This window comes from Blastococcus jejuensis (genome assembly GCF_039534705.1).
GTDB classification, from domain to species: Bacteria; Actinomycetota; Actinomycetes; order Mycobacteriales; family Geodermatophilaceae; genus Blastococcus_B; species Blastococcus_B jejuensis.
This window is the reverse complement of sequence record NZ_BAAAVV010000006.1, coordinates 307281-319458: the sequence shown is the minus strand read 5'-3', so window position 1 is coordinate 319458 and position 12178 is coordinate 307281. Positions and strand designations below refer to the sequence as shown.

The window sequence follows — 12178 nt, the reverse complement described above, 5'->3', positions numbered from 1 at the left end:
CGTGGGCATCCTCCATGGCTGCCTGCGCCACCACACCGTCTACGACGAGCGCACCGCCTGGCCCGCCCACGAACACAGCCCGCTCTCGGCCGCCGCTTGACCACTTAGCGCCGTGGGATGTCTAGGCAGGCAGCGGCAGGTCAGCGACCCGACGACGGTCCCCGGTCCCCGGTGACACGGCGTGTCCGGCCGTGCCCTCTTCGGCGCGATGGCGCGGCTCGGCGTCCGCACCCGGGTCCCGCAGCGTGGCCGCGCGCACGCGCCCGTTGACCGCCCCCGCCCGGCTCCCTAGGTTCGCGCCACCCCGTCGACGGGAGTCCGTCGTGTCGCAGCCGCTACGCGTTCGACCCGGGCGCACCTGGGTCGTCGCTCTCGCCGTGCTCGTCATCGCCGCGGGCGCACTGCTGCTCCCGACGCAGGGGGCGTCCGCGGTGACGACGATCCTCCGCACCCACGCGCACGAGGGTGCGGGCGGCACGCTTCCCGCACCGCTGGCCGAGCAGTACGCGAGCCGGTCCGGCACGGCTGCGGCGTACACGGCTACTCCGGCGCCTCCGTTCGGCGCGACGTCGATCCGCTTCACCGGCACCGCCACCACCTACTTCGACGACCGGAACCTGGCCAGCGCCACGGGCCGGCTCGCGTGGTCCGCTCCCGTCCTGCTGCCGGCCATGCCGCCGACCGGCAAGTACGACAAGTTCCTCATGGCCCGCACCGCGACCGCGGCGCTGGCCGGCGTGGAGATCGGCGCCAACGGGCGCATCCGCGTCAAGAACGGGTCCGAGGCGCTGAGGGCCACCGGCACCACCGCCCTCGCCGTCAACACCTGGTACCGGATCGAGGTCCTGTTCACCAACGGGACGGCGACGGTGCGGCTCTACACACTGCCCGGGTCGCTGCTCGAGACGATCGGGCCGGTGACCGTCACCGCGGGTACCCCGACCGCGCTGCGCACCGGGCTGCGCACGATCGCCGGGCCGCTCGCCATCGACACCGTGCAGATCGGCGACGACTGGATCGGCGCGGCCACCGAGCCGCCGCCTCCACCACCGCCCCCACCACCCCCGCCCCCGCCGTCCGGGGACTCACCGTGCGGCGCGCTGGCCGCCGACTACGACCCCCAGAACCCGCCCACGTACGAGCGCGTCGTCGTCCTCATGGAGGAGAACGTCACCTACCGCCAGTTCCTGCTGTCGAGCCAGATGACCTATCTCCAGCAGCTGAGCCGCGACTGCGGGTCGATGACGAACTTCCACGCCGCCACCCACCCGTCGCAGCCCAACTACATGGCGGCCACGTCCGGCATCGCCTCGGGCGTGGGTGTGCGGGTCGACCACGACAACATCTTCAAGCAGCTGGAGCGGGCCGGCCTGACCTGGAAGTCCTACCAGGAGTCGATGCCGGCGCCCTGCTCGAGCGCCTACACCGGCTTCTACAAGCCAGGTCACAACCCGGCCTTCTACTACAACAACCTGCGGACGCCGGTGAACACCTGCGTCGCCAACGACGTCGCGATGCAGCCCTACCTGTACGACGACATCGCGAACGACGCCCTGCCGACCTACTCGTGGATCACCCCGAACCAGTGCCACATCTTCTACTGGGTGAGCAACTGCTCCACCCCGAACGCGCAGGCGTACGCCGAGGGCGACAAGTGGCTCCGCGACTTCCTGCCGCTCCTGACCGCCATGCCCAGCTACCGCGCCGGCCGGACCCTGATCATCATCACCTTCGACGAGGGCCTCGAGGGGTCGAGCACCAACGGCGTCGACTGCACCGACCCGGGCTACTACCCGACCCACCCGGACTGCCAGATCCCGACCGTCGTGGTCTCCCCGTACATCCGCCCCGGCTCGACCGACGGCCGCGACCTGAACCTCTACTCGCTCCTGGGCACCACGCAGGACATCCTGGGCCTGCCGCGGCTGAACCGGGCGATCGGGGAACCGTCGATGCGGACCGGGCTGGGCTTCTGACGGCCGCTCAGTTGCCGGCGAGGACGGGACTGCCGAACGCGCCGCCGGCGACCAGCGTGCGCGCGAGCCCCTTGGCGAGCTCCAGCACCCGGTCGGTCCGCTCGGGGCCGAGGTGCTCCCACGGCGCCGCGGACATCGCGTCGGTCGCCGACTCGACGCGGGCGCGCAGCGCCTTGCCGGCGTCGGTCAGCCCGGCGTCGTCGACCAGCCCTCGCTCGGCGAGCCGGCCGCAGCACGCGGCCCACTCCTCGTCCCGCCAGCCGCGCGTGGCCTTGGCGCCGGCCTCGGTGAACCCCCGGCCGGTGACGGTGTAGGTGATGAGGGCCTCGAGACCGCCGAGCCCGGCCGCGACCAGCGCGGCGATGTGCCCGTCGCCGCGGTGCTCGCGCAGCAGCGTGGCACCGTGCCACATCTGCAGGAGCGGCTCCTCGGGCCAGGGCTGGTCGGCGTGCCCGGCGTAGAGCGGCCGCCCCTCCGGCGTCAGCACCCTGCACGCCTCACGGAGCAGCCCGGCCAGCTCGGCCACCTCCGGGGCGTCGCCGGCGTCGGCGCCCAGCAGCCGCGTGAGCGAGGCGCGCGCGGCATCGAGCCGGGCGGGCAGGACCTGCTCGGGCGTGGCCAGCGTCCAGGCCCGCGGGATCAGGTGGGCCACCAGGGACGGCGAGAAGTTGTAGAAGGTCGCCGTCACGACCCCGGCGCCGACGGCCCCCATGGGCGCGGCCCGCCCGGCGAAGTAGGCCATCCGCCCCGGTTTGAGGCCGAGGGCCGCGAGGTGCTCGTCGTGCTCCGGGGCGAAGTACAGGTGCGAGTGCAGGGGCTCGACCGCGCGGTGGGCGCGAGCGACCTGCTTGGGGTCGAGGGCGGACGCGGGCTGATCGACGCTGACCATGCGCCGCACCTTAGAGGGCGCCCACCGGGGGCACCTCCACCGACCAGGACACGCTGGTGCGGGTGGTGACGAAGCCGAGCGACTCGTAGAGCCGCAGCGCGCCGGTGACGTTGCCCGAGTCGACCTCGAGCCCGGCCCGCTCGCAGCCCTGCTCGGCCCCCGCCCGCAGCGCCGCGGCGATCACCGCCGAGGCCACCCCGCGCCCGCGGGCCCGCGGGAGGACGCCGATCTGCCCGAAGTGCGTCTCGCGCACGCCCGTGGCAGCGGTGTCGGCCGCCCACTCGTAGCCCAGGACGTAGCCGACGACGGCCCCGTCCTCGACCGCCAGCACCGAGAGGTCGGGCCGGAACGCGCGTTGGCCGGTGAACATGGCCTGCCACGCCTCGGGGTCGCGCTCGGCGGAGCCGTGGTGCTCGGTGAACGCGGCGTTGTGCGCGCGGCGGATCTCGTCGTCGCGGTCCCACGTGAACGGCACCAGGTCGATGCCGGGGATCTCGCGCGGGTCGGGGAGATCGGTGAGGGCCCGCTGCATCCGCCGGTACCAGCGCTGCGCGGTGAGCCCGGCCTTCGCCGCCAAGGCCTCCAGCGAGGGCATGCTCTCGACCACCGGAACCGTGAGTCGGGCCGTCTCCCGCGGGTGCCGCTCGGCGTGCACCTCGGCGCCACGGGCCAGCTGCCACTGGAGCAGGGAGCGGCCGACACCGCGGTTGCGATGGTCGGGCCGGACCCGACCCTCGAGGTAGACGCCGAAGGCGCCGCGGAAGTTGCGGGGCGCCATCACCGTGGCGTAGCCCACGACCACGCCGGCCGCGTCGCAGACGGCCAGCCCGTCGCGCTCGTGGTCCATGTCCCAGCCGGTCCACCACTCGGTGAGGTCCTCGGGCTGGAAGTTCTCGCCGGTGTCGTCGACCTCCTCGGCCGCGGTCAGCAGCGCGGCGACCGCGGCGTCGTCGTCGGTACGGAGCGGGCGGACGGCGAGCCCGTCGGGCAGGGCGGGAAGCTCGGGCACGGGAGGGAAGGTTAGGGAGCCTCGGCACTCCGGGCCAGCGGATTAGGCCCGCACGAACGGATGACCGGCCCCCTCACGCCTCGATGCCGAACAGCCGGGCGCCGTTGTTCCACAGGACCGCGCGCAGCCAGTCCTCCCCCAGGTCCAGCCGGTGCAGCGCGGCCAGTTGGTGCGCGTAGGGGTACGGGATGCTCGGGAAGTCGCTGCCGAGGAGGACCTTGTCGCGCAGCGGGGCCAGCCGGGGCAGGTCGGCGCGGTCGAAGGGCATGAGGCCCTCGGTGAAGTCGGTGGCGAACATCGTCGTGTCCAGGTGCACCCGCTCGTAGCGTTCGGCGAGCTCCATGAACGCGCGGTACTCGGGCATGCCCAGGTGCGCGATCACCAGCTGCAGCCGGGGATGGCGCTGCAGCAGGCCGGTCATCGGCCCGGGCCCGGTGTGCTCCCCGGCCAGCGGTCCCGAGCCGCAGTGGATGACCACCGGCGTGCCGGTCTCCTCGAGGCGCTGCCACACGGGGGCGAGCAGGTGGTGGCGCGGGTCGAAGCCACCGACCTGCACATGCACCTTGAAGATCCGCGCACCCGCGGCCAGCGCGTCGGACACGTAGACCGGCGCCTCGGGCTCGGGGTAGAACGTCGCCGACGGCACGACCTGCGGGTGAGCGGCAGCGAACTCCAGCGACCAGTCGTTCAGCCAGGCCGCCATCCCCGCCTTGTGCGGGTAGGGCAGCGACGGGAACGCCCGGACGCCGAGCTGCTCGAGGATCGCCAGCCGGGCGGCGTCGTCGGGCAGGGCGTAGGCGATCGGCCAGTGCGCGCCGTAGTGCGCCTCGGCGTCCTCGAAGAACCGCCACACCTTCGCCTGCACCCGCTCGGGCAGGAAGTGGATGTGCGCGTCGACCAGGCCGGGCAGGCCGAGCTCGCGCCAGTACCGGGGGACGTCGGCGTCGTCGACGGGTGGCTGGATCGTCATCGCAACGTGACGACGACCTTGCCGCGCACGTGGCCACCGGCCACGAGGCGGTGCGCCTCGGCGATCTGCTCGAGCGGGAACGCCTTCGCGATGGGCACCCGGAGCTGACCGGCGTCGGCCATGCGGCCCAGCTCCTGCAGGTCGTGCTGGTCGGGCCGGACGAAGACGTAGCGCCCGCCCATCGCGTTCACCGCCGGGTCGACGACGCTCGCGATGCGCGCCCGGTCTCGTACCTGCTGCGGGGCGTCGGCCAGGGTCTCGCCACCGACCCGGTCGAGGACGGCGTCGACGGGTTCGGCGAGCTGCCCGCTGATCGGCCCCGCGTCGTAGTCGAGCACCTCGGCGACACCGGCGTCGGTCAGGAACCCGTGGTTGCGGGGACTGGCGGTGCCGATGACGTGGGCGCCCAGCGCAACCGCGATCTGCACCGCGTTGAAGCCGACCCCGCCGGAGGCGCGGTGCACCAGCACCCGCTCGCCCTCGCCGACGTCGAGCACCTCGGTCAGCGCCTGGTAGGCGGTCAGCCCGGCCAACGGCAGCGCACCCGCCTCCGCGAACGACAGCGACTCCGGTTTGTGCGCGAGGCACCGCTGCGGCACCGGCACGAGCTCGGCCGCCGTTCCCCACTGGACGTCGTCGCGCCGGACGTAGCCGAACACCTCATCGCCGGGGGCGAAGTCGACGACGGCGGGGCCGACCCGCTCGACGACACCGGCGAGGTCCCAGCCCGGGACGATCGGGAAGTGGTGCGGGTAGGCCCCGGCCAGCCGCCCCTCGCGGATGCTGATGTCGACCGGGTTGACCCCCGCCGCATGCGACCGCACGAGCACGACGTCGGGGCCTACCGGCGGGTCGGGCAGGTCGTCGCGGAGGGTCAGGACCTCCTCGCCACCGAAGCGGTCGTAGGCGATCCCCCTCATCGGCGGCCCTTCACGTAGCGCCCGAAGGCCTTCTGGATCTCGCGACGGGAGTCGCGCTCGGCGAGGTCGTGCCGCTTGTCGTAGGACTTCTTCCCTCGCGCCAGCGCCAGCGTGGCCTTGACCTTGCCGTCCTTGAAGTACAGGTCCAGCGGGACGAGGGTCAGCCCGCCCTCCTTGGTCTTGCCGATCAGCTTGTCGATCTCGGAGCGGTGCATGAGCACCTTCCGCTTGCGCCGGGGCGCGTGGTTGGTCCAGGTGCCCTGCGTGTACTCGGGGATGTGGACGTGCTGCAGCCACACCTCGCCGTCGTCGATGCTGGCGAAGCCGTCGACGAGGGAGGCCCGGCCGGCACGCAGGCTCTTCACCTCGGTGCCGGTGAGCACGAGGCCCACCTCGAACGTGTCGAGGATCGCGTAGTCGTGCCGCGCCTTCTTGTTCTGGGCGATCAGCTTTCGCCCGGTCTCACGCGGCATGACTTGAGGTTACCGGCCGGTTGCCCAGCTACCCGCAGCGGCGAGATCGCCGATCTCGCGCACTTTGAGCAGGCAAAGTGTGCGAGATCGGCGATCTCGACGGGAAAGCTCGAGCTACAGACGTACGTACAGGCGCAGCGTCACGTAGGCGGCGACGGCGGCCAGGCCCACGCCTACACCGGAGACGATCACGCTGTTCTGGATGATCGCCCCCCACTCGATCTGCGGGATGATGCCGGCCTTGATCGGTCCGGCGAGGGTCTTGTCGACGAAGAGCACCTTGGCCAGGATCAGCCCGCCGGCCGCCAGCAGACCGCCGATGAGACCCGCGATCGCGGCCTCGAGGATGAACGGCAGCTGGGTGTACCACCGCGAGGCGCCGACCAGCCGCATGATGTTGGTCTCGTTGCGCCGGTTGAACGCGGCCAGCTGGATGGTGTTCGAGATGAGCAGCAGCGCCGCCAGCGCCTGGACCACCGCCACGGCGATCGTCGCGTTGCGGGCCCCGTTGAGCAGGCTGAACAGGCGGTCGAGGAAGTCGCCCTCGTCGCGCACCTGGTCGACCCCGGCTTCCCCGTTGGGGAACTCCTCGGCGATGACCGGGTAGCGCTCGGGGTTGACCAGCTCGACGCGGAAGCTCTCCGGCAGCGCGTCGGCAGGCGTGTTCTCGACCAGCTCGGGCTGCTGGGAGAACTGCTGCTGGAAGCGCTCGTAGGCCTCTTCCTTGGACTCGTAGATGTAGTTGGCGACCTCGGGCGAGGCGTCGAGCCGCGCCTCGATGTCGGTCCGCTGCTCGTCGGTGACGTCGTCGGCCAGGAAGATGGAGACCTGCACCTTGTCGTAGTAGATCTCCTTCATGTCGGAGATCATCCCGGCGATCAGCAGGCCGGTGCCCATGAGCCCGAGCGAGATGGCGGTCGTCAGGATCATCGCGACCGTCATGGTCAGGTTGCGACGCAGCCCGGTGGCCACCTCGGAGAGGACGAAGTTGACGCGCATGAATTCCCTGTCGGAGAGCTTCGGAAGGAGTCGGTAGGCGGCGGGCCGGGACTACCGGCCGACGCCGTAGACGCCGCGCGACTGGTCGCGGGTCAACTGGCCGCCGTTGAGCTCGATCACGCGCCGGCGCATGGAGTCGACGATGTGGTAGTCGTGCGTCGCCATGATCACCGTGGTGCCGGTGCGGTTGATCCGCTCCAGCAGCAGCATGATGCCCTCGCTGGTCTCGGGGTCCAGGTTCCCGGTCGGCTCGTCGGCCAGCAGCACCAGCGGCCGGTTGACGAACGCGCGGGCGATCGCGACCCGCTGCTGCTCACCACCGGAGAGCTCGCTGGGCAGCCGGTTGGCCTTGCCCTCCAGGCCGACCATCTCCAGCACCTCGGGGACCACGCGCTTGATGGTGCGCTGCGGCTTGTTGATCACCTCGAGCGCGAAGGCCACGTTCTGGGCCACCGTGCGGTCGCGCAGCAGACGGAAGTCCTGGAAGACGCATCCCATGGTGCGACGGAGCTTGGGCACGTGCCACTTGCTCATCGTGTTGAGCACCTTGCCGTTCACCGAGACGGTGCCCGAGGTCGGGGTGTCCTCCTTGAGCAGCAGCCGGAGGAACGTCGACTTCCCCGAACCGGAGGACCCGATGAGGAAGACGAACTCGCCCTTGTCGATCTCGGTGGACACGTCGTCAAGGGCCGGCCGGGAGCTGGCCGGGTACAGCTTGGTGACGTGTTGCAGTTCGATCACGAGGTGCCACGCTACCTGTCCGGAGCCCCACGACGCCGCGTTCGGCGGAGAACTCGCAGGAGTCGTATCCAGGCGGCCTCCGGCCGAGCGGCGGGCCCCCTTTCTCAGCCTGCGGGAACGGACTCCTGCTGCCGCCGCCAACGGATCCCGGCCTCGATGAAGGCGTCGATGTCGCCGTCGAGGACGGCGGCCGTGTTGCCGGTCTCCTGCTCGGTGCGCAGGTCCTTGACCATCTGGTACGGGTGCAGGACGTAGGAGCGCATCTGGTTGCCCCAGCTGCTGCCCTCGCCCTTCAGCGCGTCCATCTCGGCCTTCTGCTCCTGCTGGCGGACGACGAGCAGCCGCGCCTGGAGCACCCGCAGCGCGGCGGCGCGGTTCTGGATCTGGCTCTTCTCGTTCTGGCAGGACACCACGATGCCGGTGGGGATGTGGGTCATGCGGACGGCGGAGTCGGTGGTGTTCACGCTCTGCCCGCCCGGGCCCGACGACCGGAACACGTCGACCTTGATCTCGTTCTCGGGGATGTCCACGTGGTCGGTCTGCTCGACGACGGGGAGCACCTCGACGCCGGCGAACGAGGTCTGTCGGCGGCCCTGGTTGTCGAACGGCGAGATGCGGACCAGCCGGTGCGTGCCCTGCTCGACCGAGAGGGTGCCGTAGGCGTAGGGCACCTTGACGGCGAAGGTGGCCGACTTGATGCCGGCTTCCTCCGCGTAGCTGACGTCGTAGAGCTCGACCGGGTACTTGTGGCGCTCGGCCCAGCGCATGTACATGCGCATGAGCATCTCGGCGAAGTCGGCGGCGTCGACGCCCCCGGCCTCGGACCGGATGGTCACCAGCGCCTCGCGGGAGTCGTACTCGCCCGAGAGCAGGGTGCGCACCTCGAGCTCGTCGATCGCCTTGCGCAGCGACTCCAGCTCGCGCTCGGCCTCGGCCGTCGTCGCCTCGTCGTTCTCCTCGGCGGCCATCTCGTGCAGCAGGCCGACGTCGTCGAGCCGGCTGCGCAGCTCCTCCACCCGGCGCAGGTCGCCCTGCAGGTAGGAGAGCTTGGAGGTCAGCGCCTGAGCCGCCTCGACGTCGTCCCAGAGATCCGGGGCGGCGGCCTGCTGCTCGAGCTCGGCGACCTCCCGGCGGAGCCGGTCCACGTCCAGGACGGCCTCGATCGACGAGAGGGTCGAGCTCAGCTCGTCCAGGACGGTAGAGAAGTCAGCGGCCACGTCGACCCAGGGTAGTCGCGTGCCCGGCGGGACCCTCGGGGCTCACGGTTCGCGGGTCTCGTCGGCGATCCAGCGCAGGTAGGCGGGGTTGCCGCCGACCAGCGGCACGGCGATGACGCACGGCACGTCGTAGGGGTGCAGGGCGTCGGCGCGGGCGGTGATCGCCGGCACCAGCGAGCGGCGCGTGTGCAGCGCCACCCGCGCCTCGGGCTCGTCGTGCACCGCGCCGTCCCAGCGGTAGACCGACCGGATCGCGGCGATCTGGTGCCCGCAGGCGGCCAGCCGCTCCTCGACCAGGGTGCGGGTGAAGCCGGCCAGCCAGTCGGCGTCGGCGGCGGTGACGACGACCTCGCAGAACTCCTCGTCCATGCCGGCCATCCTGGCCGGAGCGACCGACGTCAGTCGTCGTCGCGGTCCCGCAGCCACTCCTCCACCTGACGGAGCCAGTCCTTCCAGCGGTCCTGCCCGTGGGCGTGGCCCCGGCCGTTGCCGGGCTGCGTCGGGGTGGGTTCGGCCGCGGGAGCGGGTGCCGGGGCCGGGGCCGGGGCCGGGGCGGGAGCGGGGGCCGGCGCGGGCGCGGGTGCCGGTCTCCGTCCGCCGGTGGTACCGGGCGCGGCCGGGGCGGGGGGCGGGGGCGGCGCCGGCGGCGGGACGGCCTGCTGCTGCAGGCTCGTGCCGACGCCGGGGATGGCTGCGACGTGCGACGCCTCGACCGACGCCCAGGCCGCCCACCGCGCCGGGTCGAGCACGGCGCGGGCGGCCTCGACGGCGACGCCACGGGTCAGCTGCTCGTCGAGCGCCCGGCCGATCGCCGTGGCCGCGCTCGCCTCGCATGCCGCCTCGCCGAGGAAGTTGCGATCGGTCCGGCAGTCGTCCCACTCGAGCACCGCCGCGTCGATCCGGCCCACGAGGACGGCGAAGGTCTCGAGGACGGCGGGCGGCACGGGCCGGGCACCGTCGCGCGGCAGGAACTCGTCGAGCCCGGCGGCGATCGCCGGCGCGGCCACGGGCACGAGATCGGCCACGACCACCGCCGCGGCGCCGGGTCCGAGTGGCCAGCGAACGAGGTCACCCGGCATCAGGACGGTCCCCTCGGCGGGCAGCATCCGCAGCACCGCCGCCACCTCGTCACCGGGCGAGAAGATGCGCACCGGCTTGCCGACGTCGTCGCGCCCGCTGACCACCACCGGGTGGTCGAGGCTGTTGCGCACCGTGATGCCGGCGCCGTCGACGCAGGCGTCGAGGACGAACTCCGCCGGCACTCCCCCGCGACCGGTGTCCGGGGTGCACAGCCCTGCTGCCGGCCCGGCGGACGCCGTGGCGGGTGCCAGAGCGACCAGGCCCAGCGCCGCGACGACCGCGACCGGCAGCCGCCTCACGTGGGGAACTCGCACGCCGGCTGGGCCTGCTCCCCGATCGTGGTGAGCGCGGCGCCCACGGCCTCGCCGGTGCCGGGGGCGAGGCGGCCGCCGGAGGCCTCGGTGAGCGCGGCGACGAGGTCCTCGACGGCGGTCTCCAGCTCGGCGTGGGCGACGTCGGGGCCGACGTCGTCGAGCACGGCACGGAGGTCGTCGACGGCCGCGGCCAGCACCTGCCGGGCGGCGGGGTCGGCCGGGTCGACGGTGAGCGCGCCCAGCGCCGACGGGACCTGCGCGAGGTGCGTGGACCCGGCCAGCAGCGCGCAGAACCCGGGGGCGCCGTAGGGCGCGTCGTAGCCGGGGAGGGCCGCGGCGCCGGTCGGCTCGGGTGGCGTGCTCGCCCGGCTCGTGCAGGCGGTCAGCGAGCCGAGGAGGAACAGCAGGCCCAGCGCGCCGGGTCTGCCGAAGATCATGATCGACAACGTAGGGGCGCAGCGTGACCGGCGGGAGCAGCTCTCACCCGGTCGGTCGTCACCCGGGTGGGTGGATCTGCGGCGGAGAGGTCACCCGTCGACGTAGCGGTCGCGCTCGACGACGAATTGACCGGTCGCGGTGTTGGCGTCGACGAACTCGGGCAGCAACGGGATGCGGACGGTCACGGTGACGCAGACCGAGAACTCCTCCCCCGGCGTCAGCGTCGGCTCGTACGCCCCGGCGGCCGCGCAGTCCGCCCCGGCCGGCGCGTAGGCGAGCCGGAGGTCGGTCGCCGCGATCGACTGGTCCTCCACCGCGAGCTGGGCCGCCCGGAGCGCCCGTTCGTGGCCCGACACCGGGTCGGGCGCGGTGGCCATCGCGCGACCGGCCTCGCGGGCCGCCGCGGTGGACGCGAACACCCCGCGCTGCACGGCGGAGAACCCGGCCACGATGTAGACCAGCGGTACGAACACGACCAGCGCGATGAAGACGAACTCCACCAGCGCGGAGCCGGTCTCCTCGGCCAGTTTGCGGCGCAGCCAGGTCACGCCGCCTCCTTCACCGCGCGGCCGGTGACCTCCAGCGGCAGCAGGTTGCCCAGGTCGGCCAGCAGCGAGGGCACCGACCCCGAGCAGCGCACGACGACCAGGGTCAACCCGCTCGGGTCGCCCTCCTCGGCCGACGTGCACACCAGGCCCGCCGCCGTCTGCTCCGTCGTGGCACCGGCGACGACCTCGACGGCTCGCGCCGCACCGACCGACGAGTCGACGTCGGCGTTGGCCGCGTACCGGGCGCCCTCCTGCGCGCTCGCCGTCACCACGTTGCGCACGTGCACGTAGACGGCCACCTGCAGCACCGCGAGCAGCAGGACGACGATCAGGACCGAGACCAGCACGAAGTCGACGACGGCGCTGCCCCGCTCCCCGTCGTCCCCCTGCCTATCCGCCACTCGTCACAGAGGTCAGCGCGTTCTCCACCGCCGTGACGATCGCCTCGCGGAACGGGATGAGGATGGCCAGCACGAGGGCCGCCGTCATCACGGTGATCATGACCCAACCCGGGACGTCGCCCCGCTCGGGATCCTCGCCGCGCACCCGGGCCGCGAACGCGGCCAGCGCGGTGAGCAGGAATGCGTACGAGCGCATCGGTCGT

At 72.6% G+C, this 12178-nt stretch carries 15 protein-coding genes; 1 reads left to right on the top strand and 14 read right to left on the bottom strand.

The features are described from left to right. The first annotated feature begins 323 nt into the window (after positions 1 to 323). The gene (locus ABD644_RS14910; RefSeq protein ID WP_344689730.1) at positions 324 to 1976 is read left to right on the top strand and encodes an alkaline phosphatase family protein; all 1653 of its coding nucleotides are present in this window, start codon (positions 324 to 326) and stop codon (positions 1974 to 1976) included. Positions 1977 to 1983: 7 nt separating this feature from the next. Here ABD644_RS14910 and ABD644_RS14905 read toward each other — a convergent pair whose 3' ends face one another. The 14 genes from ABD644_RS14905 to ABD644_RS14840 form a co-directional block, all read right to left on the bottom strand. Beyond that, the gene (locus ABD644_RS14905; RefSeq protein WP_344689729.1) at positions 1984 to 2865 is read right to left on the bottom strand and encodes an SCO6745 family protein; all 882 of its coding nucleotides are present in this window, start codon (positions 2863 to 2865) and stop codon (positions 1984 to 1986) included. A 10-nt stretch (positions 2866 to 2875) separates the two neighbouring features. After that, on the bottom strand, positions 2876 to 3874 hold the full coding sequence (locus tag ABD644_RS14900; RefSeq protein ID WP_344689728.1) for a GNAT family N-acetyltransferase: 999 nt from the start codon (positions 3872 to 3874) through the stop codon (positions 2876 to 2878). Between the two features lie 73 nt (positions 3875 to 3947). Then, a complete protein-coding gene (locus ABD644_RS14895; RefSeq protein ID WP_344689727.1) occupies positions 3948 to 4844 on the bottom strand; it encodes an amidohydrolase family protein in 897 nt (298 codons plus the stop codon). Then, positions 4841 to 5764: an NADP-dependent oxidoreductase gene (locus tag ABD644_RS14890; RefSeq protein WP_344689726.1), complete on the bottom strand. Its 924-nt coding sequence runs from the start codon at positions 5762 to 5764 to the stop codon at positions 4841 to 4843. The genes ABD644_RS14895 and ABD644_RS14890 overlap by 4 nt, the downstream gene beginning before the upstream one ends. After that, a complete protein-coding gene (gene smpB / locus ABD644_RS14885; RefSeq protein WP_344689725.1) occupies positions 5761 to 6237 on the bottom strand; it encodes an SsrA-binding protein SmpB in 477 nt (158 codons plus the stop codon). Before smpB ends, ABD644_RS14890 begins: the two co-directional genes overlap by 4 nt. A 114-nt stretch (positions 6238 to 6351) precedes the next feature. Then, positions 6352 to 7236 carry a permease-like cell division protein FtsX gene (gene ftsX / locus ABD644_RS14880; RefSeq protein WP_344689724.1) on the bottom strand — a complete coding sequence of 295 codons (885 nt, stop codon included), beginning with the start codon at positions 7234 to 7236 and terminating at the stop codon, positions 6352 to 6354. Positions 7237 to 7287: 51 nt separating this feature from the next. Beyond that, a complete protein-coding gene (gene ftsE / locus ABD644_RS14875; RefSeq protein WP_344689723.1) occupies positions 7288 to 7977 on the bottom strand; it encodes a cell division ATP-binding protein FtsE in 690 nt (229 codons plus the stop codon). Positions 7978 to 8081: 104 nt separating this feature from the next. Next, entirely contained in the window at positions 8082 to 9194 is a 1113-nt protein-coding gene (prfB, locus tag ABD644_RS14870; protein WP_344689722.1) for a peptide chain release factor 2, read from the bottom strand. Between the two features lie 42 nt (positions 9195 to 9236). Then, complete coding sequence (gene cutA, locus ABD644_RS14865; RefSeq protein WP_344689721.1) at positions 9237 to 9563, bottom strand: divalent-cation tolerance protein CutA; 327 nt, start codon at positions 9561 to 9563, stop codon at positions 9237 to 9239. Positions 9564 to 9592: 29 nt separating this feature from the next. Beyond that, a complete protein-coding gene (locus ABD644_RS14860) occupies positions 9593 to 10573 on the bottom strand; it encodes a hypothetical protein (RefSeq protein ID WP_344689719.1) in 981 nt (326 codons plus the stop codon). Then, complete coding sequence (locus ABD644_RS14855; RefSeq protein ID WP_344689718.1) at positions 10570 to 11025, bottom strand: hypothetical protein; 456 nt, start codon at positions 11023 to 11025, stop codon at positions 10570 to 10572. Before ABD644_RS14855 ends, ABD644_RS14860 begins: the two co-directional genes overlap by 4 nt. Before the next feature lie 90 nt (positions 11026 to 11115). Further along, positions 11116 to 11574, bottom strand: a complete 459-nt coding sequence (locus ABD644_RS14850; RefSeq protein ID WP_344689717.1) for a hypothetical protein — start codon at positions 11572 to 11574, stop codon at positions 11116 to 11118. Beyond that, entirely contained in the window at positions 11571 to 11975 is a 405-nt protein-coding gene (locus ABD644_RS14845) for a TadE/TadG family type IV pilus assembly protein (protein WP_344689716.1), read from the bottom strand. Before ABD644_RS14845 ends, ABD644_RS14850 begins: the two co-directional genes overlap by 4 nt. Next, positions 11965 to 12171, bottom strand: coding sequence for a hypothetical protein (locus ABD644_RS14840; RefSeq protein ID WP_344689715.1), 207 nt, complete (start codon positions 12169 to 12171; stop codon positions 11965 to 11967). The genes ABD644_RS14845 and ABD644_RS14840 overlap by 11 nt, the downstream gene beginning before the upstream one ends. Positions 12172 to 12178 lie beyond the last annotated feature (7 nt).